The sequence below is a fragment of the Streptomyces sp. NPDC041200 genome (genome assembly GCF_055591805.1).
Window position 1 is genome coordinate 1 of record NZ_JBVIZF010000017.1, and the last position, 21,606, is coordinate 21,606.

22 protein-coding genes are annotated in these 21,606 nt (G+C 73.2%); 6 read left to right on the top strand and 16 right to left on the bottom strand.

Annotated elements, in window-relative coordinates; translation table 11 throughout:
• Positions 1–26 precede the first annotated feature (26 nt).
• The gene (locus ACZ6CL_RS29075) at positions 27–1,346 is read right to left on the bottom strand and encodes an MFS transporter (protein ID WP_468940746.1); all 1,320 of its coding nucleotides are present in this window, start codon (positions 1,344–1,346) and stop codon (positions 27–29) included.
• A gap of 116 nt (positions 1,347–1,462) precedes the next feature.
• Positions 1,463–2,845 carry a M20 family metallopeptidase gene (locus ACZ6CL_RS29080; RefSeq protein ID WP_468940749.1) on the bottom strand — a complete coding sequence of 461 codons (1,383 nt, stop codon included), beginning with the start codon at positions 2,843–2,845 and terminating at the stop codon, positions 1,463–1,465.
• Positions 2,846–3,047: 202 nt separating this feature from the next.
• Between ACZ6CL_RS29080 and ACZ6CL_RS29085 the strand changes: the two genes are divergently transcribed.
• The 3 genes from ACZ6CL_RS29085 (at position 3,048) to ACZ6CL_RS29095 (ending at position 6,057) form a co-directional block, all read left to right on the top strand.
• Positions 3,048–3,947 carry a LysR family transcriptional regulator gene (locus ACZ6CL_RS29085; protein WP_468940751.1) on the top strand — a complete coding sequence of 300 codons (900 nt, stop codon included), beginning with the start codon at positions 3,048–3,050 and terminating at the stop codon, positions 3,945–3,947.
• Between the two features lie 83 nt (positions 3,948–4,030).
• A complete protein-coding gene (gene sigJ / locus ACZ6CL_RS29090; RefSeq protein WP_468940754.1) occupies positions 4,031–4,903 on the top strand; it encodes an RNA polymerase sigma factor SigJ in 873 nt (290 codons plus the stop codon).
• 71 nt (positions 4,904–4,974) lie between these two features.
• The gene (locus ACZ6CL_RS29095; RefSeq protein WP_468940755.1) at positions 4,975–6,057 is read left to right on the top strand and encodes an NAD(P)/FAD-dependent oxidoreductase; all 1,083 of its coding nucleotides are present in this window, start codon (positions 4,975–4,977) and stop codon (positions 6,055–6,057) included.
• A gap of 137 nt (positions 6,058–6,194) precedes the next feature.
• Here the strand turns inward: ACZ6CL_RS29095 and ACZ6CL_RS29100 are convergent, their stop codons facing one another.
• The 11 genes from ACZ6CL_RS29100 to ACZ6CL_RS29150 form a co-directional block, all read right to left on the bottom strand.
• Positions 6,195–7,655 carry an aldehyde dehydrogenase family protein gene (locus ACZ6CL_RS29100; protein ID WP_468940757.1) on the bottom strand — a complete coding sequence of 487 codons (1,461 nt, stop codon included), beginning with the start codon at positions 7,653–7,655 and terminating at the stop codon, positions 6,195–6,197.
• 118 nt (positions 7,656–7,773) lie between these two features.
• Positions 7,774–9,558, bottom strand: coding sequence for an ABC transporter permease subunit (locus ACZ6CL_RS29105; protein WP_468940759.1), 1,785 nt, complete (start codon positions 9,556–9,558; stop codon positions 7,774–7,776).
• Entirely contained in the window at positions 9,555–11,063 is a 1,509-nt protein-coding gene (locus ACZ6CL_RS29110) for an ABC transporter substrate-binding protein (RefSeq protein ID WP_468940762.1), read from the bottom strand. The genes ACZ6CL_RS29105 and ACZ6CL_RS29110 overlap by 4 nt, the downstream gene beginning before the upstream one ends.
• A 118-nt stretch (positions 11,064–11,181) precedes the next feature.
• A complete protein-coding gene (locus ACZ6CL_RS29115; RefSeq protein ID WP_468940763.1) occupies positions 11,182–11,712 on the bottom strand; it encodes a GNAT family N-acetyltransferase in 531 nt (176 codons plus the stop codon).
• A gap of 123 nt (positions 11,713–11,835) precedes the next feature.
• Positions 11,836–12,099: a hypothetical protein gene (locus ACZ6CL_RS29120; RefSeq protein ID WP_468940765.1), complete on the bottom strand. Its 264-nt coding sequence runs from the start codon at positions 12,097–12,099 to the stop codon at positions 11,836–11,838.
• A 144-nt stretch (positions 12,100–12,243) separates the two neighbouring features.
• Positions 12,244–12,684, bottom strand: a complete 441-nt coding sequence (locus tag ACZ6CL_RS29125; protein ID WP_468940767.1) for a hypothetical protein — start codon at positions 12,682–12,684, stop codon at positions 12,244–12,246.
• 165 nt (positions 12,685–12,849) lie between these two features.
• Positions 12,850–13,209, bottom strand: a complete 360-nt coding sequence (locus tag ACZ6CL_RS29130; protein ID WP_468940770.1) for an MmcQ/YjbR family DNA-binding protein — start codon at positions 13,207–13,209, stop codon at positions 12,850–12,852.
• 52 nt (positions 13,210–13,261) lie between these two features.
• On the bottom strand, positions 13,262–14,038 hold the full coding sequence (locus ACZ6CL_RS29135) for a GNAT family N-acetyltransferase (RefSeq protein ID WP_468940773.1): 777 nt from the start codon (positions 14,036–14,038) through the stop codon (positions 13,262–13,264).
• Between the two features lie 81 nt (positions 14,039–14,119).
• A complete protein-coding gene (locus ACZ6CL_RS29140; RefSeq protein WP_468940776.1) occupies positions 14,120–14,509 on the bottom strand; it encodes a roadblock/LC7 domain-containing protein in 390 nt (129 codons plus the stop codon).
• A 109-nt stretch (positions 14,510–14,618) separates the two neighbouring features.
• Positions 14,619–15,533: a hypothetical protein gene (locus ACZ6CL_RS29145; protein ID WP_468940779.1), complete on the bottom strand. Its 915-nt coding sequence runs from the start codon at positions 15,531–15,533 to the stop codon at positions 14,619–14,621.
• Positions 15,530–15,889 carry a hypothetical protein gene (locus ACZ6CL_RS29150; protein ID WP_468940781.1) on the bottom strand — a complete coding sequence of 120 codons (360 nt, stop codon included), beginning with the start codon at positions 15,887–15,889 and terminating at the stop codon, positions 15,530–15,532. Before ACZ6CL_RS29150 ends, ACZ6CL_RS29145 begins: the two co-directional genes overlap by 4 nt.
• A 156-nt stretch (positions 15,890–16,045) precedes the next feature.
• Here ACZ6CL_RS29150 and ACZ6CL_RS29155 point away from each other — a divergent pair, with 156 nt between their 5' ends.
• Together ACZ6CL_RS29155 and ACZ6CL_RS29160 are read left to right on the top strand one after the other, a co-directional pair.
• Complete coding sequence (locus ACZ6CL_RS29155; protein WP_468940783.1) at positions 16,046–16,411, top strand: hypothetical protein; 366 nt, start codon at positions 16,046–16,048, stop codon at positions 16,409–16,411.
• A gap of 10 nt (positions 16,412–16,421) precedes the next feature.
• A complete protein-coding gene (locus tag ACZ6CL_RS29160) occupies positions 16,422–17,081 on the top strand; it encodes a PhzF family phenazine biosynthesis protein (RefSeq protein WP_468940786.1) in 660 nt (219 codons plus the stop codon).
• Positions 17,082–17,135: 54 nt separating this feature from the next.
• Here the strand turns inward: ACZ6CL_RS29160 and pdxR are convergent, their stop codons facing one another.
• Entirely contained in the window at positions 17,136–18,626 is a 1,491-nt protein-coding gene (gene pdxR, locus ACZ6CL_RS29165; protein WP_468940789.1) for a MocR-like pyridoxine biosynthesis transcription factor PdxR, read from the bottom strand.
• 28 nt (positions 18,627–18,654) lie between these two features.
• Between pdxR and ACZ6CL_RS29170 the strand changes: the two genes are divergently transcribed.
• Positions 18,655–19,509, top strand: coding sequence for a methyltransferase domain-containing protein (locus ACZ6CL_RS29170; RefSeq protein ID WP_468940792.1), 855 nt, complete (start codon positions 18,655–18,657; stop codon positions 19,507–19,509).
• Here ACZ6CL_RS29170 and ACZ6CL_RS29175 read toward each other — a convergent pair.
• Together ACZ6CL_RS29175 and ACZ6CL_RS29180 are read right to left on the bottom strand one after the other, a co-directional pair.
• Positions 19,481–20,425 (bottom strand): pseudouridine-5'-phosphate glycosidase, encoded by a 945-nt coding sequence (locus ACZ6CL_RS29175; RefSeq protein WP_468940794.1) that lies wholly within the window; start codon positions 20,423–20,425, stop codon positions 19,481–19,483. The genes ACZ6CL_RS29170 and ACZ6CL_RS29175 overlap by 29 nt on opposite strands.
• A complete protein-coding gene (locus ACZ6CL_RS29180) occupies positions 20,422–21,582 on the bottom strand; it encodes a PfkB family carbohydrate kinase (RefSeq protein ID WP_468940796.1) in 1,161 nt (386 codons plus the stop codon). Before ACZ6CL_RS29180 ends, ACZ6CL_RS29175 begins: the two co-directional genes overlap by 4 nt.
• Positions 21,583–21,606 lie beyond the last annotated feature (24 nt).

A 21,606-nucleotide genomic window follows, 5' to 3' on the forward strand; every position in this document is an offset into this window, starting at 1 on the left:
CCCCCGTTTCGTCACACGGCCCTGGGTCACCGGATGCCCAGGCGGCGGCGCGCGATGGCCACGGCGGCCAGGCTGAGGGCGGCGAGAGCGGTCAAATACCAGGTGACGGCGAGCTTGTCGCCGGTGACATCGACGAGCCAGACGATCACTACCGGGGTGGTGCCACCGAAGAGCATCACACCGAGGTTGTAGCTGATCGACATCCCGGTGGCGCGGCTGGAGCGGGGAAACAGGTCGGCCAGCAGCGCGGGCAGCGCCCCGAAGTATCCGGCCTTCAGCAGGCCGATCAGGAACATCACGGTGAGCATCACGCCGAATCCGGGGTGTGCCACCAGGAAGGCGAACACGGGGCGGATCAGCAGCAGGATCAGCACGGCGGAGGTGGCCATGACGCGGATCCGCCCGGTCTTGTCGGAGAGGTGGCCGACCAGGGGTGTCACGACGGTGAGGACGGCGCCGGTGACCATGGTGGCGGCGAATCCGGTGGAGGCGGGCAGGTCGAGTTCCTTGACGGCGAAGACCGGCATGTAGGTGATCAGGTAGGTGATGGCGGTGGAGACGGCGAGGGCGGCGACGGCCAGCAGGACCCGCCCCTTGTGGTGGCGCAGCACCTCCGTCACCGGGCCGTGTCCGGTGACGGTGTCCTCGGCGGGGGCGGGGGCTTCGTCCACGTAGCGCCGGATGGCGTAGCCGACGGGCCCGATGAGCAGGCCGAAGAAGAACGGCACCCGCCAGCCCCAGGACTCCAGCTGCCCGGGGGTGAGGGTGCTGGAGAGCACGGTGCCGAAGGTGGCGGCGAGCAGGGTGCTGACGCCCTGGCTGGCGAACTGCCAGCTGGACATGAAGCCGCGCATCCGGGGCGCGTGCTCGACCAGGAACGCGGTGGCGCTGCCGAATTCGCCACCCGCCGAGAAGCCCTGGATGAGCCTGGCGAGCAGGATGCCGAGCGGTGCGGTCAGGCCGATGGCCGCGTACGTGGGCATGACCGCGATGAGCAGGGTGCCCAGCATCATCAGCTTGATCGACAGCATCAGCGCGGCCTTGCGCCCGACCCGGTCCGCGTACCGGCCGAGGACGACGGCACCGAGCGGGCGTACCAGGTACGAGATGCCGAAGGTGCCGAACGCCAGCAGCAGCGAGACGGTGTCGTCCGTGGACGGGAAGAACAGCTTGGCGATGGTGGCGGCGAAGAATCCGTAGATCGCGACGTCGAACCATTCGAGGGCGTTGCCGACCGACGCGGCGATGATGACGCGGTGCGGCCTGAACGGGGTGTCGGGGCCGGCGGGGCCAGCGGGAGGTGTCGCCTCGGAGGCTGTGGTGGTGCCGGGGTTCGTCGCGTCCAAGGCGGGCTCCAGGGGTGTGCGCGCGGGGCCGGGGAGGGGTGGGTGGCGGCGGTGTCAGGTCCGGGCGGTATCGGGCTCGGGGGGGGGGCAGGCCAGAAGCGTCAGGTCCGGGGGTGTCAGATCTGGGCCGTGTCCCCGAGGTCCCAGAACAGGCCTGCCATGATCTGGAGCGCTTCGCGGGCGAGCGGCGCGAGCAGGTGCTCGTCGGGCGCGTGCTGGGCGCAGGCGGGGTAGGAGTGCGGCACCCATACGGTGCACAGGCCCAGCTCGTCGGCGAACGCGTCGTTCGGGATGGTGCCGCCGAGGTTGGGCAGGATGGCGGGCGGGGCGCCGGTGGTGCGTTCCACCGAGTCCGCGGCCCAGCGCACCCAGGGGTGCTCGGGGTCGGTGCGGGTGGCGGCCATCGTGCGGCCCACCTCGACGTCGACCATGGGGTAGCCGTGCTGGTCGAGGTGGTCGCGCAGGGCCTTGCCGAGGTCCGCCACGTCGGTGCCGACCACGAACCGCAGCTGGCAGTGGGCGACGGCGGTCCCGGGGATGGCGCCCACGGGAGCGTCCGGGTTTCCGGCGCCGAGGGACAGCACCTCGAAGGTGTTCCAGCCGACGAGCCGCTCGGCCGGGGTCAGCCCGGGCTCGCCCCAGCCCTCGTCGATGGCCGGGTCCTCGGCGCCACCGCCGACCGGGATGTCGGCCAGCGCCCGGCGCACGGCGTCCGGGATGGCGGGCGGCAGCAGCGCGGGGACCAGGATGCGGCCGCGGCCGTCCACGATGGTGGCCAGCGCGCCCGCGAGGACGGTGGCGGGGTTGCGCAGCAGCCCGCCCCAGTTGCCGGAGTGGTGGGCTCCCTCGCGCAGGTTCACCCGCAGGGTGAGGTTGGCGCCGCCGCGTGAGCCGAGGAACAGCGTCGGACGCTCCGCCTGGACCCGGGGGCCGTCGGAGGCGATCAGCAGATCGGCGGCGAGGTCGTCGCGCAGGTCCGCGCACAGGGCGCGCAGCCCCGGGGAGCCGCACTCCTCACCGGTTTCGATGAGCACCTTGAGGTTGAAGCCCAGGTGGCCGCCGCGGGCGCGCAGGACGTGTTCCAGGGCCGCCAGGTTGACGGTGTGCTGCCCTTTGTTGTCGGCGGCGCCGCGGCCGTACCAGCGCTCGCCCTCCGCCACCAGACGCCACGGGTGGAGGCCGGTGCGCCACCGGTCCGCCTCGGCGGGGACGACGTCGGCGTGTCCGTAGGTGAGGACGGTCGGCAGGCCCTCGCCCTCATGGCGTTCGGCCACCAGGAAGGGGCCGTGTCCGGGGGACGGGTTGTCGACGATGCGGGCGGTGGCGCCCAATCGTTCGACGGCCGGGACGATTTCCTCTTCGAGATACGTCCGCAAAGGGCGGAGTGACGCCGGATCGCCGCTTTCGGTGGGGAGGGCGACCCGTCGTGACACATCCGCGAGAAACGTACCGGAGTCGAAATAGTCGCAGGCGTGCCGAATTGCCGCGGAACGCGTCACCGAGGGCCTTCCTGTCGCGGGTTGGCGTGATGGGGTTCACCTGACGGGGAAATGAATTACGGCAGGGAACCGCTATGACGACAGAAGGCTAGTGAGGCCGCTTCCGGCGCACAATTGTCGGTCCGAGAAGGCAGCGTTGCCCGCGCGGCAAGGCGGCCCCTGACCTCGCCGGTGCGCGGCCGGGCGGGTAGGGTCACCCGGCATGCACCTGTCCGGGACCTCGCTGCGCTGTTTCCTGGAGGTCGCGCACACCGGTTCCATCAGCCAGGCGTCGGCGCGGCTGCATGTGGCGGCCTCCGCCATCAGCCGCCGGATCGCCCGGCTGGAACACGACATCGGGGTCCCGCTGTTCGAGCGGCAGCCCCGCGGCATGGTGCTCAGCGAGGCCGGTGAGCTGCTCGCCGCGTACGCCCGGCGCAGCCGTCTGGAGTCCGAGCAGATCGTCGCCGACCTGCGCGGACTCGGCGGGCCGTACCGCAGCACCATCCGGCTGGCCGGGTCCGAGGGCTTCGGCCGGGACGTCCTGCCGGAAGCGGTCGTCACGTTCCGCGAAAGCCATCCCGGGGTGCGGTTCCGGCTTCGGGTCACCTCGCCGTCGGGCGCCACCCAGGAGGTCCGGGACGGGGCCGCCGATCTCGCCCTGACGTATTCGCTGGGCCCCGAGGAGGGAATCAGGGTGGAATACGCGCAAACCCATCCGATCCACGCCCTGATGCCCGCCGGTCATCCGCTGGCAGAACGGGACGAGATCGCGCTCGCCGATCTGCTGCCCTATCCACTGGCGCTCATGGAACAGGGCACGACGGTCCGGCAGCTCTTCGATATCTGTGTCGCCGCAGAAGGCCTGGAATTCGAGCCCGCCTTCATCAGCAATTACTCCGGGGCGCTCGATGGATTCGTCCGCAAGAACGGCGGTGTGACGCTCGCCGGATATCTGACCTACCGGGGCAGGCTGGAGGCCGACGGACTGGCCGCGGTGCCGCTCGTCAACCCCGAGCTGTCACGGCGCAGCGTGCAGATCCAGTCCATGGCCCGCCGCACCCTGCCCGCCGCCGTCTCCGCCTTCCTCGACCATCTGATCGGGCGGCTGGAGACGGGGTGATGTCACACTCCGGGCCGCCGCGGCGTCTCTTCTCGCGGGCCCGTTGTGTGCGGGGTCCGGAAGCGGACGCGAGAGGATCGGGCATGGCAGAGCTGGCGGAGTTCGAGAAGCAGCGCGATCGGCTGTGGGCCGTCGCCTATCGCATCACCGGGTCGGTCGCCGACGCCGATGACGCCGTGCAGGAGACCTGGCTGCGCTGGCAGGCGCTGCCCGGGGACGAGGCGGCCGACCCGCGCGCGTATCTGACCACGGTGGTCAGCCGGATCTGCTACGACCTGCTCGGCTCCGCCCGTGTCCGCCGCGAGGCGTACGTCGGGCCGTGGCTGCCGGAGCCGGTGGTGGCGGGCGACGGGCCGGAGGACCGGGTGACACTGGACGAGTCCGTGGGGCTGGCCCTGCTCACGGTGCTGGAGCGGCTCACCCCGGCGGAGCGCACCGCGTTCATCCTGCACGATGTGTTCTCGGTGCCGTTCCCCGAGATCGCCGAGGTGGTGGGACGGTCCCCCGAGGCGGTGCGCCAGCTGGCCTCGCGCGCCCGCAAGCGGGTGCGGGCCGAGTCCCCGCGCCGCTCCGTGGACCGCGGCGAACACCGGCGCGCGGTGGACGCCTTCCTGGAGGCGGTGATGGGCGGCGATCTGGACGGGCTGCTGGAAATCCTCGACCCGGAGGTGGTGTGGCGCTCGGACGGCGGCGGGAAGGTCGTGGCCTCCCGGCTGCCGATCCTCGGGAACGAGCAGGTGGCCCGGTTCGCCCAGCGTCTCGGCCGCGGCTTCGACGAGCTGACGATGTCCGTCCTGCGGCGGGACGTCAACGGCTCCCCCGGCCTGGTCGTCGTGGACGCGGAGAGCGAACGGTCCGTGGTCTTCGCGTTCACCGTGCACCACGGGCAGATCACCGCCATCGACGCTGTCGTCAACCCCGACAAGCTCCGCCACCTCGACCTCCCGAACCTGTGACCGGCATCACTGTCACACCCCGGCAGACTGTGTCGTCTCTTGGGTGAACGCCACATGAGGAGGCCATCGACATGGACAAGCAACAGGTTCTGGTGCTCGGCGCGGGCTACGGCGGGCTGCTGGCCGCCCTGCGCCTCGCCCCCTACGCCCACGTCACCCTCGTCGACCCGAGTGACCGCTTCACCGAGCGGGTCAGGCTGCACGAACGGGCCGCCGGGCGGCCCGAGGTGACGCACCCACTGACGGCGCTGCTGCGGGGCACCGGCGTCACCCACATCGCCGCCCTCGCCACCCGCATCGACCCTCATGCCCGCCGGGTGGACACCGACGACGGCCGCCGGCTTCCCTACGACCGTCTGGTGTACGCGCTCGGCAGCCGCACCGCCGACATCGGCGAACGCGCCTTCACCATGGAAACGGCGGCCGAACTGCACAAGCGGCTGCTGGACGGGCCCGGCGAACTCGCCGTCGTCGGCGGCGGGCTCACCGGTATCGAGCTGGCCGCCGAACTCGCCGAGAGCCACCGCGACTGGCGGGTACGGCTGCTCACCACCGGTGAGATCGGCGGCGGACTCTCCCCCAAGGGCCGCGCCCATGTCCGTACGGTCCTCACCGCGCTGGGGGTGCGGATCGAGGAGGGCCAGCGCGTGGCGGACCCCGCGGACATCGACACCGACACGGTCGTATGGACCGCTTCGATGACGGCGAACACCGCACTCGCCGAGGACGCGGGGCTCGCCCTCGACCCCGCCGGGCGCATTCTCGTGGACGCCGACCTGCGCTCCGTGTCCTGCCCCGGGATCTACGCCGTCGGGGACGCCGCCGCGGTCACCTCACCGCTCGCCGGACCGCTGCGGATGGCCTGCGCCACCGCCCTGCCGACCGCCTCGCACGCCGCCTCCGCGATCATCACCGAAGCGCGGGGCCGGCAGCCGAAGCCACTGGCCTTCCGCTATCTGCTCCAGTGCGTCAGTCTGGGCCGCCGGGACGGGCTGGTCCAGTTCGTGCGCGCGGACGACACCCCGCGTGATCTTGTCCTGCGGGGTGCCACCGCCGCCCGCGTCAAGGAGCAGATCGTGCGCTCGACCCTCCGCGTCCTGCGCCTGGCGGCCCGCCGCCCGGACGCCATCGGGCACATCCCGGGCATGGGTTGAGCCTCCGCGCTCCGGCAACCCCGTCATGCCGGCGAGTGAGCCGAAGGGGCGCGCCGGTGTTGAAAGGGAGACGCGACGACCGAGCACGTCGACCGCCGGCACCGGCTTTTGCGCCCCGGAGGCGAACCGAGCCCCGATTAAAACGGGTAGTGGGCGTGCTGGGTGGCCAGGGTGATCCAGCGGGTGTCGGAGAAGGCCTCGATGCCCCAGCGGCCGCCGAAGCGCCCGTACCCGGACTGCTTGATGCCGCCGAACGGAACCTGTGGCTCGTCCGCGACCGACTGGTCGTTGATGTGCACGATGCCGGTACGGATACGGCGCGCCACCCGCAGCCCGTGCGTGCCGTTCTCGGTGATGATTCCGCAGGTCAGCCCGTGGTCGGTGGCGTTGGCTAGGGCGATGGCCTGGTCGTCGTCCGCGAAGGTGGCGACCACGCACACCGGGCCGAACGCCTCGGCGTGGTAGAGGTCCATGTCCTCGGTGACCCCGCTCAGCACCGTGGCCGGATGGACGGAGCCCTCGGGGGCTCCGCCGCCCGTGAGCACGGCCGCGCCCTTGGCCACCGCGTCCTGGACGAGCGCCGCCACCCGCCGCGCCGCCTCGGGGCGGACCAGCGGGCCGACCACGGTCGTCGGATCGGCGGGGTCGCCGCAGGGCAGCGCGGCGACCTTGGCGGTGAACTTCGCGGTGAACTCCTCGGCGAGGCTTTCGTGGACGAGGATGCGGTCGCCGGACATACAGATCTGGCCGGAGTTCATGAACACGCCGAAGGCGGCGGCGTCCACCGCGTAGTCCACGTCGGCGTCGTCCAGCACGATGATGGCGTTCTTGCCGCCCAACTCCAGGACAGCGGGCTTGAGATGGCGTGCGGCGTGGGCGCCGATGACGCGGCCGACGCCGGTGGATCCGGTGAAGTTCACCATCCGTACCCGCTCGTCGGCGATCAGGGCCTCGGCCACCTCGGCGGCGTCCTCGGGGGCGTTGGTGACCACGTTGAGCACACCGTCGGGCAGCCCGGCGTCGCGCAGGACGTCGGCCACGAAGAGCCCGCAGGCGAGCGGCGCGTCCTCGCTCGGCTTCATCACCACGGTGTTGCCCGCCGCGAGCGGGGCCGCCACCGAGCGGACGCCGAGGATGACCGGCGCGTTCCACGGGGCGAAGGCGGCGACGACACCCATCGGTTCCCGCACGGCGAGGCCCAGCGCCCCGGCCTCCTGGGCGCTGAGCACCTCGCCGCGCGGCGCGGTGATGGCGGCGGCGGCCTCGCGCAGGATGTTGGCGGCCAGCGCCACGTTGAAGTGGGCCCAGGGCGCGGTGCCGCCCGCCTCGTGGCGCATGAACTCCGCGGCCTGCGCGGCGCGGGACTCCAGCAGGTCCGCCGCGGTGAGGAAGATCTTCCGGCGTTCGAACGGGGCCATCGCGGCCCATTCCGGGAAGGCCGCGTCGGCCGCGGCCACCGCGCGCGCCACGTCCTCCGGCCCGCCGGCCGCCACGGTGGCGTACACCTCGCCGGTGTAGGGGTTGAGGTCGTCGGCGGTGCGGCCCGAGGCGGCCGGAGTGTCCTTGCCGCCGATCAGCAGGTCGCGGGTGATGGTCATTCCGGTGTCCTTCGTGGTCGCGTACCGAACTGCCTGTGCGCACAGTGAACTTGAGTTCATCGCGGGTGTGCGCGCCAGTCTCCGCCGCCGTTTCGAGATGTGTCAATCGCGAGCTGTGTCACTCGGGCACGGCCGACCGCCGTTTCCGCCGTCCCGGCCACCGCACTCCCCCGGCCGAGGTGACCGCCACCACCCCGAGCAGGGCGAGCGCGGCGGCCGGGGTGAGCACGGCCCAGGGCGCGCGTTCGGCGTAGGGGTGGTTCTCGGCGAGGAGGCGGCCCCACTCGGGGGACGGCGGCTGGGCTCCGAGGCCCAGGAAGCCGAGCGAGGCCAGGGCCAGGGCCACGGCGGGCAGCCGCAGCAGCGCGTGACGCGCCACGGGCGGCAGCACGGCGGGCAGCAGATGGCGGCGGAGCAGATGGCGGCGGCCCGCGCCGAGAGCACGCGTCGCGGCGAGATGGGTGGCGGCGCGCTCCTGGCTCAGCAGGGCCGCGGTGTGCGCGGCCAGCGGCGCCCAGGCGACGGCGGCGACGGCGAGCGCGGGGGTGTACGGACCGGCCCCGGCCGTACCCGCGACCAGCAGCCCGGCGAGCACGGGCGGGACGGCGTTGGCGGTCTCGACAAGTCCGCCGGACAGCCGGGGCACCATGCCGAGCAGCAGTCCTACGGCCAGCGCGCAGGCGCTCACCGCGGCGGCGAGGGCGAGGGTGGTGAGCGCGCCGTGTCCCACCCGGGCCAGCAGATCGCGGCCGAGCGCGTCCGTACCGAACGGGTGCTGCCAGGACGGGGCGTCGAGGCGGGCCATGGGGTCCAGGGCCATCGGGTCGCGGAGCGCGCCGACGGCGACGACGGCCAGCAGGACGGCCCCGTACAGCAGCGGGAGCGAGCGGGCGGGTCGCCCGAACGGCCGGTGGAGGGAGGGCAGTTCACCGTCGCGCAGCGCGGGGCCGAGCAGCAGCCGGGCCACGAGCCGGGCCACGCCGCCGACGGCGGTGGCGAACAGGATGAGCACGAGGGTTCCGGTCTGGAGGACCGGCAGGTCCTGGGCGAGGGCGGCCTGGAGGGTGAGCCGCCCGAGCCCGGGGATGTCGAAGACCTGCTCGACGGCGACCGCGCCGCCGGTGAAGCCGACCACGAACAGGCCCAGGTTGGGCAGGACACCGGGGACGGCCCGGCGCAGCGTCTGCCGGGCGATGCGCCCGGCGGGCATGCCGCGCGCGGCGGCGGCCCGCACCCAGGGCTCCGCGAAGGCGCCGGGCAGGACGTCGTCCAGGATGCGGCCGATCGCGGCGCCGACGGGCAGCCCGAGCGCGAGCGCGGGCAGCGGCAGCCAGGGCCATCCGTACCAGCCGACGGCGGGCAGCCAGCCGAGCCGCACCCCGATGACGGCGGCCAGGACGGAGGCGGTCAGGAACTCGGGCAGCGCGGCGAGGAACGCGCCGCCGCTCCCCGCGCCGCGCGGCAGCGGCAGGCGCCGCGAGCCGAGCCACAGGGTGCGCGCGCACACCGCCCCGGCCGTGGCCAGCGCGACTACCAGGGACCCGGCCATCAGCAGCAGGGAGCAGCCGAGGGCCTGGGCGACCATGGGGGCCACGTCCGTGCCGGAGAGCCAGGACGTCCCCGCGTCGCCGTGGGTCAGGCCGCCGAGCCACCGGCCGAGGAGGTGCAGCGGTCCGGCGTCCAGGCCGATGTCGCGGCGGATGGCGTCCAGCAACTCGGGAGTGGGATCGCGTTCGGCGCCGCGTGCCTTGAGCACCGTGCGGGCGGGGTCGGTGCGGGACAGCCAGGGCAGCAGGCCGATGCCGCACAGCAGTACGAGTGCGAGGGCGGCGCGCCACAGCGCGCTCAGCGCGGTGGACCGTCCGCCCGGGATGGTGGCCGCGGTGCGGCGTATGCCGGTCAACGGCGCGTACCGGGGCCGACAAGGGTGCGCTCGTACGGGTCGAGTTCCACTCCCCGTACCGAGGCGGCGACGCCGTGGATGATGCGCTGGTGTACCAGGGGTACGACGGCGTCGGTGCGCATGATGGCGGTCTGGGCGGCGAGCGAGGCGGTGTGCCGCTCGGCGATGTCGGCGCGGGAGTCGGCCTTGGCGACGGCCCGGTCCACGGCCTTGTCGCACAGCCCGGCCAGGTTGTAGCTGCCCTTACAGGTGAAGTCGCTGGCGAGGTAGGAGACGGGGTCGCCGGTGTCGAGCATGGTGTTGCGCGCGGCGACGACGGCGTCGAACTTGCCCGCGAGGGCGTCGGCCTCCAGCCGGGAATACTCGCGGACCTGCAGCTTCACCGTGAATCCGGCCTTCTTCAGCTGCTGTTGCACCACCTGGGCGGCCTCGGGCAGCTCGGGCCGGTTGTCGTAGGTGCCGAGGGTGATCGAGGTGTCCTTGACGCCCGCGGCCGAGGCGCGGCCCGCGGGCGCGGAGTGTTGGCCGGTGGCCCAGGAGAGGGCGGGGCCGAACACGCCCTGCCCGGGGTCGGCGTGACCCTCGTACACGCCCCGCGCGAACACGCCGGGCTGGATGGCCTCGCGGACGGCGGCGCGGACCTTCGGGTCGGCGAAGGGGCCGGACCGGGTGTTGAGGAAGAGGCCGGTGGTGCGGGCGGTGGGGACTTCCCGGACGGTGGGTTTGTCGAGGGTGGCCGCCTGGGAGACCGGAACGGCCTCGGCGATGTCGGCCTCGCCGGTGCGCAGGGCGTTGGTGCGGGCGGTGCCGTCGGCGATGAAGCGGACGTCGAGCCCGGAGGCGTGGGCGAGGCCGCCCCAGTAGTCGTCGAAGCGCTGCAGGGTGGCCCGGCTGGCGCCGGTGGACCGGGCGAGGGTGAAGGGTCCGGTGGCGGTGCCCGCCGGGTCGGGGCTGCCCTTCTCGCCGTACGCCTTCGGGGACAGGACGGCCAGGCTCGGGCTGGAGAGCGTGAGCGGCAGCGCGGGGTAGTCGGTCGTGGTGGTGAACCGGACCCGCCGGTTCCCCGCGGGCTCGGCGGTGAGTGTGACCCCGGAGAGCGCGGCGGGCACCGGGTCGGCGTGCGCCGCGCGGTTCAGGGCGTTCACGACAGCCCTGGGGGTGACGTCGGTCCCGTCCTGGAACTGGGCCTCGCGCAGGGTGAACAGCCAGCTGCGGCGGCCCTCCTGGGTCCAGGACTCGGCGAGCGCGGGGGCCGCGGAGCCGTTGCCGTCCAGACGGGTCAGCCCCTCGGTGACGCCGAGCCTGCTGAGCAGGGTGGCGTCGGCACCGTACGGGGAAAAGCGCTCGGCGGGCGGGAAGGCCATCGCGACCCGCAGCCGTCCGCCGCCTCCGGCGCCTGAGCCGCCCGTCGCGTCGTAGGCCGCGCCGCCCGGGGAGGCGAAGCAGCCGGTGAGCAACGGGACGAGCAGCAGGGCGGCGGCCGTCCGGCGGCGGACAGGGGGCATGGGTCAGCTCCAGGTGCTGCACAGGGAGGACGAAGAGAGGTTACATGATAATCATTTCCAGCAGCCCGGCGAGCCCGCGCCCTGGGGGCGGGCCGCGAGGGTCAGACTGGCCCCGAGGTCAGGCCATGGGGACCTCGAAGTGCAGGACCCGGCTGCCCCCGGGCTCCTCCCGCTCGTCGCACACGGCCTTCCCCAGCGACCGCCAGAACGGCTCGGCGCCGGGCACGCCCGGGTCGGTGTGCAGATAGACGGCGCGGTATCCGCCCTCGGCCGCGGCGAAGTCGAGCAGCGCGCGCACCATCCGGCGGGCCAGCCCCTGGCGGCGGTACTCGGGCCGCACGTACACCCGGCGCAGCTGGGCGGTCTCCCCCGAGGGATACCGCTCCGCCAGCCACACGGGGTTGGGAGGATGGGCCGGCCCCCGGGAGTCGAGGGCCGCGGTCCCGGCCACCGTCCCGCCCTCCTCGTCCACCGCGACCAGCAGCGTGTGCCGCGGCGAGCCCAGATAGGCGGCGCCGGGGTCGATGATGTCGGCGTGCCAGCGCGGCACGTATCCCGTTCCGAAGTCGCGGTAGACGGTGTCGAGCATCACCCCGCGGGCGGCGTCGAGGTCGTCGGCTGTCGCGGTCCTGATGCTGATTTCATGCACCTGCAGATCGTACGCAATAACCCCCGGACGTCATCAACCGGCTGAGCCACAGCGCCCATGTCGATGCGGGCCAAAGCGCCCTGACCGATGGCCAGGGCGCCGGACCGGCGGGGACCGCGACCGTCAGCGGCAGGCCCCCCACACAGTGCGCCATGCCATGCGCAGGGCCTCCAGGAACCCGGTGCGGCGCCGCACCGGGCCGGGCGCGGCCGTACGGGACGACAGCGCGGCGCGGGGCGGGGCGGGGTCGTGGGGTGTGGACACGGGGACGGCCTCGGGCGGCTCGACCGGGGGTGCGGTGGCGTCGGACTGGGCGGGGACGGTGGACGGGCGCGCGGCTTCGGCGCGCACCAGTGCACTCATGGCGGCGTAGACGTCGATGGGCATGCGGGGGCTCCTGCGGTGTCGGACGGCGACTGGCTGATCCGGGGCAGGCCGTACCGCACCCGCGCTCCGCCCGTGCGGCGGCACATGCGGGAGATGCGGGGGATGCGGGAGGGTTCGGGGGATGCGGTACGGCCCGGGGCCCGCTCAGCAGCGCAGGACGACGTCCCGCGCGGGGAGCCTACGGGGAGCGGCCTCGACGGCGGAGCCGGACACGGCGGGGCCCGTCGTGCGGTCCGCGGGGCGGGCACGGACGACGGCGACGGCGAAGTGCAGGGGCGCCGTGGGAAGGGAGCGGTGGGAGCCGACCGCGGTGGCGCAGGCGCTGCCGGGATGACCGGCCGGGTGGCGGCCCAGTTCATGGGCGGCGCGGGCGGCCGGGCGCGGGTCGGACGGATCGCCCTCCTCCGGCGACGCGGCCGGTGACAGGACGCCGGGCCCGCAGTGGTTCACGGAGGGCGGCGGCGGATGGACGGCGCCGAGGGAGAGCAGACCGTGCAGCAGGGTGATCGCCAGCAGCGCGACCATCAGGACGGTGCACGGCCGACCGGGAGCAGCGCGGCGGTTCGTCTCGCGGCCGTGCACCATGCGGCCTCCCTCGGTGGTCTCCTTCCAGAGAACCGCGAAGAGCGGAAGGCAGCACTCCGATAGCCCGAAAGAGTCGGGCATTTCACCCGTGTCGGTTACCTCCTCGAACGCACATACCAGCACCTTTCGGTGAGGTGTGCTGAGGAGGCGCGCACCGGGGAGGCCTCAGTCCGTGGTCGCCGCGCCGGGCTCCGGCAGCGCGTCGAGCAGCGCGGTCGGCGCGGCCTGCCGCCAGGAGTCGACGAGGATGTCCCGCAGCTCATCGAGGTCCTCCAGAGCGGTGAGCCGCACCCGCACCCAAGCGAAACTCGCTTCGTGGTCGGCGATCCAGAACTTCTCCGGCTCGGCGAGCACCAGTTCGTCCCGCTCCACCTTGGGGCACCGGACTGCCATCGAGGTCTCTTCCTCGGGGAGCGTGGCGAACATCTTCCCGGCGACCCGGAAGGTGGGCATGGACCAGGCGATCTTCTCGGTCGTCTGCGGCAGCGACAGCGCGATCCGGCGGACATCGTCAGACGTGATCATGACGATGACGGTAGAGCACACCACCGACAACGGCGCCGGGGCGGGCGGAACCCTAGCTTCCGTACACGTACGGTGTGGTGGTGGTCAGCGGTACGAAGCCGAGCCGCGTCAGGATCGGGCGGCTCTGGTCGGACGCGTCGACCTGGAGATAGCGGTAGCCGCGCTCGGCGGCGATCCGGGCACGGAAGGCGATCAGGGCCCGGTACAGGCCCCGGCCGCGCCAGTCCGCCACGGTGCCGCCGCCCCACAGTCCGGCGAAGTCCGTTCCCGGGGGCAGTTCCATCCGCGCGGCGCTCACCGGCCGGTCACCGGCCAGGGCGACGACCGGGACGACCGTGTCCGGTGCCTCGCGCAGCCGGGTGAGCAGCCGGTGCCTGAGGTGACCGCTGTCGGTGCCGAACGCCCGCGCGTGGACGTCCACCATGAGGTCCACCCCCGCCGCGTCGGTGACCTGGAGCAGCCGGATGCCCTCGGGGAGAGCGTCGGCGGTGGGCAGCTCCCGCACCGGCGCGACCATCACCGTCTCCTCGGGCTCGGCGGCGAAACCGGCGGCCGTGAGCCGCCCGCCGAGGTCGCCGGGGCGGTCATGGGCGTACAGCTTCCACTCGAAGGCGCGCTGCCGGGCGGTGAAGTGCCGTATCTGCGCCGCGATGGCCGCGTCCGCCGTGGACGCGTCCAGATCCGACCAGCGGACGCCGTTCCAGTCGTCGGCGGCGCCAGTCTGCCGTACCACCCCGTTCACGCGCTCGATCCGAGTCCCGGGCTCGTCGGTCCGTGCCCCCTGTCTCAGCTGCCGGTCGAACAGTTCCCGTATCGCCTCAAGGTCCATCCGGTCACCCAACACCGGCGCCCCGGTCCCGGCAACTGAATTACCGACTGGGCCACTTGGCCGCCGAATGGCCTTGTGGCATCAGGAGAGGAGACCGCCGAGCCGTTCCACGACGGCCGGGGCTTCGCGGCGCAGCGCGGCCAGGTCCAGGCCCTCGTCGCCGAGGATCACCAGCAGGGCCTGTTCGCCGACGGCCAGGACGACGCTGTAGCCGCCGTTGCACCGGGTGACCACCTCGCGCAGGCTGCCCAGCCCCACTTCGGCGGCGGAGCGCTTGCCCAGCGCGAGCGAGGCCGCGGAGAGGGCGGCCAGGGACTCCGGCTGCACATCGGCGGTGTCGGCGGCCACCAGCAGCCCGTCGGTGGTGGCGATGATGCTCTCGGAGATGCCCAGGACCTGCCCGCGCAGACCGGTCAGCTCCTTGACGAGGTCGCCGGACGGCGCACCGGCGGCGGGTGGGGGGTTGGTCATGGGAGGGTCCTCCTCGGACTCCGGTGGAACTCCTGAAACCCGCGGTGATCCCACGGGGAAGGGGACCCACGGACGCCCGCGCCCGTGGGAGTTGCTGTCCGTCGCGGGATCAGCCGGCGCTCTGCGGCCGCCGGTCGGCCGGGGTGCGTCTGGGCAGTCCGCCGCCGGTGGGGGCCGCCGAGGCGGGCGGCGGTTCCGCGGTGGGATCGCGGGGCGCGACGCGGGGCGCGGTGGCCGGGGGCCGCGGCGGCTCCGGCTGGATGAGCTGGAGCGCCTTCATACGGGAGAGGTCGAGCATCACCGCGTAGACGCCACGGCCCAGCGCGAACGCGATGTCCCGGGGCGTACGGCGCCCGTCGGCGCTGAGCAGGATGTCGCGGTAGCGGGTGGAGAGCCGCCCGATCCCGGCGGCGGCCCGGGCGGACGGCCGGACCCGCTGCTGGCCGAATTCCCGTGCCGACCCGAGGGACTGGGCCAGCAGCCGCACCCGGCGGATGGTCTCCTCGGTGAGCCGCCGGGGGTCGGTGCCCTCCCGGTGACTGAGCCGGGGGCCCGGGGCGTCCCCGTCCACCTGCCAGCTGTCGGGGGTGCTGAGCGCCATCGCGAAGGCGGCGTCGTAGAGGGCGCCCACGCACAGGACTTCGAGTTCGGCGGCGCCGATGTGGCCCCGTTCGACGAGCGTCGCGTCGAGCCGTCCGCCGGGACCGGCCACGGTGCAGGCGGCGTCCCACTCCGGTTCGCCGATCCGCCGGGACTTCAGCAGGAGCGCCTCCGCGGTGGGCGCTCCGGGGGTCTCGATCGCGCGGATCGCCCCTCGGTGCAGATGAATCGTTCCGCCGATCGAACCGGAGATGGTCACGGCTCCGCTGAAACGATCCTGCTGGAGCGAGAGCAGCAGGCCGGGGACGTTGCGCGGCGAAGTGCGGTGCCGCTGTGTGCCGTCGCTCCGGGGAGCGTCACTCGGGGCGCCGTCACTCGGGGCGCCGTGGCTCTGCGTGCCGTCACTCTGCGTGCCGTCGCTCATGTCAGCACGGCCTTCGCCTGATCGGCCATGTGCCGCATGGCGAGGGCGAGATTGGTGCGGTCACGGTCGGCCGAGGCGCACAGCAGCAGGGGATCCTGGCCGCGCGGCACCACCTGGGTGATGTGGTGGAAGCGCGCGCTGGTGACGACCACGCTCTCCAACTCGCCCGCCGCACCGGCCTGGTTCAGCCGGTCGCTGATCAGACTGACCGCCTCGGCGAGTTCCTCGCCCTGGCCGACGGCATCGGCGTCCCCCACCGTGGCGTAGTGGAGCCCGGTGACCGCGTCCACCAGACGGACGCCCACCACTCCCGGAGACGCGAGCGCTCCGGAGAGCGCCGCTTCTGCTGCGTTCACCTGTGACCTTTCGCTGCGTACCATCAGGCACGTTAGTTTAAGCATCATCTTGCACAACTTGGACCACTCGGCTACTAGTTATGGTTCCCGCGCTATCGTCTGGCGACAGCTTTGGTAACAACCGGGACCGGGCTAGCAGCCACGCGAAGGAAGCACATGAACATCGAGAGCGCCCTCAAAGAAGCGATGGCCATCGACGGGGCCCTGGGGGCCGCGCTCGTGGACTACGAGAGCGGCATGTCGCTCGGGTCGGTCGGCGGGGGCCAGGAACTCGACCTCGAGATCGCCGCGGCGGGCAACACCGAGGTCGTCCGCGCCAAGGTCCGTACGCTCGCCACGCTCGGCATCACGGACGCCATCGAGGACATCCTGATCACGCTGGGCTCGCAGTACCACCTCATCCGGCTGATCTCCGTCAGCCATGGGTCGCTCTTTCTCTACCTGGCCCTGGACCGCTCCCGGGCCAATCTGGCGCTCGCCCGGCACGGGCTGAAGCGCATCGAGCACGAGCTGAATGTCTGATCCTGCGGCCATGACGGATCTCGACGTCCTCAGAGTGTTCTGCGGTCCCCGCGGCCACGGCGGCAACGCACTCGGCGTGGTGCGCGACGGCCGCGCCGTGCCCGGTGAGCGGGCACGGCAGGAGCTGGCCGCCCGGCTGGGCTTCAGCGAGACCGTCTTCGTCGACGATCCGGAACGCGGCGTCGTCGACATCTACACCCCGAGCGTCCGGCTGCCCTTCGCGGGCCATCCGCTGGTGGGCGTCGCCTGGCTGCTGGACCTCCCCGAGCTGCTTCCGCCCGTCGGCGGGGTCCCGGCCCGCCAGGACGGCGAGTTCACGTGGATCGGCGGCCACCCCGCCTGGGCGTCCGGGCGGCGCACCCAGCAGTACGCCTCCCCCGCCGAGGTCGACGCCCTGCCCTCCCCTCCGGAGGGCGAGGGCTGGTTGTACGCGTGGGCCTGGCAGGACGAGCCGGCGGGCCGGGTGCGCGCCCGCGCCTTCCCGCGCCGCGGCGACGGGATCGTGGAGGACGAGGCCACCGGCGCCGCCGCGCTGATCCTCTCCGGTCAACTGGGGCGGGCCCTCAACATCACGCAGGGCGAGGGCTCCCAGATCCTCACCAGCCCCCAGCCGGACGGTTCCATCGAGATCGGCGGCCGGGTCGCCCTCGCCGAGGTCCGCTCGCTGTGATCTGAGGGCATGGCAGGGCGCCGCCCCAGGAACTGCCGCGTCGGGCGGCCCGGCTCAGCGCACGGCGCGCAGCGCGTCACCGAGCAGGGCAACACCTTCGGCGATCTCCGTGGCCGTGCGCGCGGCGTAGCCCAGCACCAGGCCGGGCCGGTGCGGGCGGCGCTGGCTGTGCCAGGACAGCGGCTGTGCCTTCACCCCGCGAGCGAGCGCGGCGGCGGCGAGGTCGGTGTCGGCGAACCCGGCGTCGAAGGTGACCATCAGATGCAGTCCCGCCGCGGCGCCGTGCACCACCGCGCCGGGCAGCCGGGCGGCGATGGCGTCGATCATCGCGTCCCGGCGGCGGCGGTGGCGGGTGCGCAGCAGCCGTAGCTGACGCTCCATCGCTCCCGACTCCATCAGGTGCGCCAATACCAGCTGGGGCAGCGCGGCATTGCCGAGGTCGGCGTAGCGCTTGGCCTCGACGAGGGCGTCACGGTACCGGGCCGGCGGGATCAGCCAGCCGGTGCGCAGCGCGGGGGCCAGCAGTTTGGACACGCTTCCGACGTACGCGACCCGTTCCGGCAGCATCGAGCGCAGGGCCGGGACCGGGGGCCGGTCGTAGCGGTGCTCGGCGTCGTAGTCGTCCTCGACGACGAGCCCGCCCGCCTCCGCCCAGCGCGTCAGCTCACGGCGCCGCCGACCGCCGAGCACCACGCCGGTGGGGAACTGGTGGGCCGGGGTGACCAGGACGGCGGGGGCGCCCTGGGCGCGCAGCGCGTCGACCCTGATCCCCTCGGCGTCGACGGGGACCGGCGGGGTGTCCAGCCTCGTGTGGCGCAGATGCTGCCGGACCCCGAGCGATCCGGGGTCCTCCACGGCGACCTCGCGGATTCCGTCGTCGCCGAGCACCCGGCCGAGCAGCCCGAGCGCCTGGGTGGTGCCCGCGACGACCACGATCTCGTCGGGCTCGGCCCTGATCCCCCGGTTGCGGGCCAGCCAGTGGGCGATGGCGAGGCGGAGCGCCGGGGTGCCGCGCGGGTCGCCGTAACCGAAGTCGGAGGCGGTGAGGGCGGCGAGGACGGTGCGTTCGGCGCGCAGCCACGCGGTGCGCGGGAACGCGGTGAGGTCGGGGACACCGGGCGACAGATCGATCCGCTCAGGGACCGCGCGCAGCGCGTCGAACACCTCCGCGCCCGGCTCGGCGGCGAACACGCCGCCCGCCGTCGCGGGCTCGGGCCGCGGCGCCGGTACGGGCGGACGTACCGAAACGGGAGCGGCGACGACGACGGTGCCGCCGCGCCCGCGCCCGGCGACCTGCCCGTCCTCGGTGAGCCGCCGGTACGCCTCGGTCACCACGCCCCGGGAGACACGCAGTTCGGCCGCCAGCACTCGGGAGGCCGGAAGCCTGCACCCGACCGGCAGCCGTCCGTCGGCTATCGCGCGCCGGAGCCGCCGGGCCAGCCAGTCGGCGAGCCCGCCGGGTGGCGCGTCGCCGAGGTCCAGCTGCAGAAAGTCGGCGCCGGGCGCTATGGACCTGTTGACAGTACCTTCATTGGACCTGTCCATCGGACCATTGTGCCGCCACGATCGCCGTATGAGCATGGGTGAGGGGCACGGGATGACACCGATCGGATATGTCCACGGCTATTCGGATCAGGAGGCCCGGCGGCTGTGCGATCAGGCTGATGTCCTGGCGGAGTTGCTGCACACCGGCACGGCTTATCCGCCGGGGAGCCGGGTGCTGGAGGTGGGGTGCGGGGTCGGTGCCCAAACGGTGCGTCTGGCGGCGAACAGCCCGGGGGCGCGGCTGGTGGCGGTCGACGTGTCCGAGACGTCGCTCGCCCAGGCCCGGGAGCGAGTGGCGGACGAGGCGCCCGGGGCCGATGTCGAGTGGCACCGGGCCGATCTGTTCGATCTGCCGTTCCCCGACGCCGCCTTCGACCATCTCTTCGTGTGCTTCGTGCTGGAACACCTCACGGACCCCGAGAAGGCGCTGGCCGCGCTGCGGCGGGTGCTGCGACCGGGAGGGACCGTCACGGTCATCGAGGGGGACCACGGCTCGGCGTTCTTCCACCCGCACAGCGCCTACGCCCACGCGGCGATCGGCGGACTGAACCGGCTGCAGGCCGAAGCGGGTGGAAACGCCCTGATCGGGCGGGAGTTGCAACCGCTGCTGACCCATGCCGGGTTCCACGACGTCACGGTCCGGCCGCGGACCGTCTACACCGACGGGACCCGGCCCGGCCTGGTCGAGGCGTTCACCCGCGACACTTTCATCGCCATGGTGGCGTCCGTCCGTGAGGACGCACTGGCCGCCGGGGTGTCCACGGCCGCCGACTGGGACCGGGGCATCGCCGATCTGCACCGGGCGGCGGCCGCGGAGGGCACCTTCCACTACACCTTCTTCAAGGCTGTCGCGGTCAATCCGCCGCCCCCGCGGCCTCGTTGACCGCAGCGTAGCTGATGGCGATCCGCGCGCCGAGCCGGGCGTTGTTCTTGACGAGCGCGATGTTCGTCCGCAGGCTCTCGCCCTTCGTCAGCTCCACGATGCGGCCCAGCAGATAGGGCGTGGCGTCCTTGCCGCCGATGCCCGCCTCCGCCATTTCGGCGAGGGCCTGGTCGATGATGCCGTCGATCCGCTCGGCGGGGATCTCGTTCGCCTCCGGGACCGGGTTGGCGATGCTCAGCCCGGCCGTCAGCCCCAGGTCCCACTGGGCGCGCATCACGGCGGCGATCTCCTCCGGGGAGTCGGCCCGCAGCGGGGAGGTGAAGCCGCTCACCCGGGAGTAGAACGCGGGGAAGTCGTCGGTGCCGTGGGTGAGCACCGGCACGCCCAGGGTTTCCAGGGTCTCCAGGGTGAGACCGATGTCGAGGATGCTCTTCACCCCGGCGCTGATGACCGCCACCGGGGTGGTGGACAGCTCGGTGAGGTCCGCGCTGATGTCGAAGGACTGCTGCGCCCCTCGGTGCACCCCGCCGATGCCACCGGTGACGAAGGTACGGATCCCGGCGAGCGCGGCGAGCCGCATCGTGCTCGCCACGGTGGTCGCGCCGTGGCCGCCGCGCGCCATGACGTGGGCGAGGTCGCGCACACTGACCTTGCCCACGTTCGGGTCGGTGGCGAGCAGTTCCAGACCGGCGCGGTCCAGTCCGACGCGCGGGATGCCGTGGAGCACGGCGATGGTGGCCGGGACCGCGCCCTCGGCGCGGATGATGGCCTCGACCTCGGTGGCCATCTCGACGTTCTGCGGATACGGCATGCCGTGGCTGATGATCGTGGACTCCAGCGCGACCACGGGCCGTCCGTCGCGCAGCGCCTCCCGGACTTCCTGGGTGAGGGTCAGCCGGGGGTGGGGGGTGGTCATGTCGTCCTCCGCGGTGGGGCGTGTCGCGCGTCCTCGACGAGACGCGGGGTGAGCGCGTCCTCGACGAGGCGCGGGGTCAGATCGGGCCGTACGGTGGCGGTGGTCGCCACCGTCAGCGCGGCGGCGGCGTGGCCGTAGCGGGCAGCGGCCACGGGGTCCTCGCCGGTGAGCAGGGCGTGGACGAACGCGCCGAGCATCGCGTCACCGGCTCCGGTCACGTCCTGGACCTCGGCCAAAGGCGCGTCCAGGACGGTGACGCCCTCCTCGGCGCCGCTGAGCAGCGAGCCGCGCTCACCGAGCCGCACCCATACGTACTGGACGCCGCGCTCGTGCAGCGTGGCCGATGCCTCGATCAGCCGGCGGTCGTCGCCGGTGCCGTCAAAGGTGTCGTGGCCGGTGAGGGCGCCCAGCTCGGCCACGTTCGGGGTGACGGCGAAGACCGGGTGCCCGGCGGCGAGCAGCGGGGCGAGCAGCGCCGCCTTGGGCACGCTCACCGGGTCGATGACCGTGCGCACCCCGGCGGCGCTCGCGATGTCCAGCGCGTAGGCCAGCGCCGCGGAGGAAAGATTGCCGTCGAGGACCAGCATGCTCGCGTTGCCGATGAGTTCGCGCGCGGGCTGCAGGTGCTCGGGGCCGAGCCCGTCCGTGGCGGCCATGTCGGCGATGGCCACGGCCAGTTCGCCGTCGGCGTCCAGCACCGCCGTATAGGTGCCGGTGGGGTGCGTACCGCGGTGGACGTGGTCGGTCCGTACCCCGGTGGCCTGGGTCTCGGTCAGCAGCCGCTCCCCCGCCGGGTCCTGCCCGACGGCGGCGATGAGATGGGTCGGGGTGCCCAGCCGGGCCAGGTTCTCCGCCACGTTGCGGGCCACGCCGCCGGGGCTGGTGTGGGCGTGGCCCGGATTGCTGGTGCGGTACGCGAGCGGCGCCAGGCTGCGCACCTTGACGTCGACGTTGGCGCCGCCGACGACCACCACCGCGTGCTCCTGGCGGAGGATGTAGCCGCGCCCGAGGATGGCACCCTTCTTGCCCAGGTTGGAGAGATGGACGTTGACCGCCGCCCGGGTGGTGCCGAGGGCGTCGGCGATGGCCTGGGCCCCGGCGAGCGGGTCCCGGCGCAGCAGCGCGAGAACTTCCCGCTCCCGTCGCGTCAGCATCATGTTCAGGACGATAAAGGAAACTTA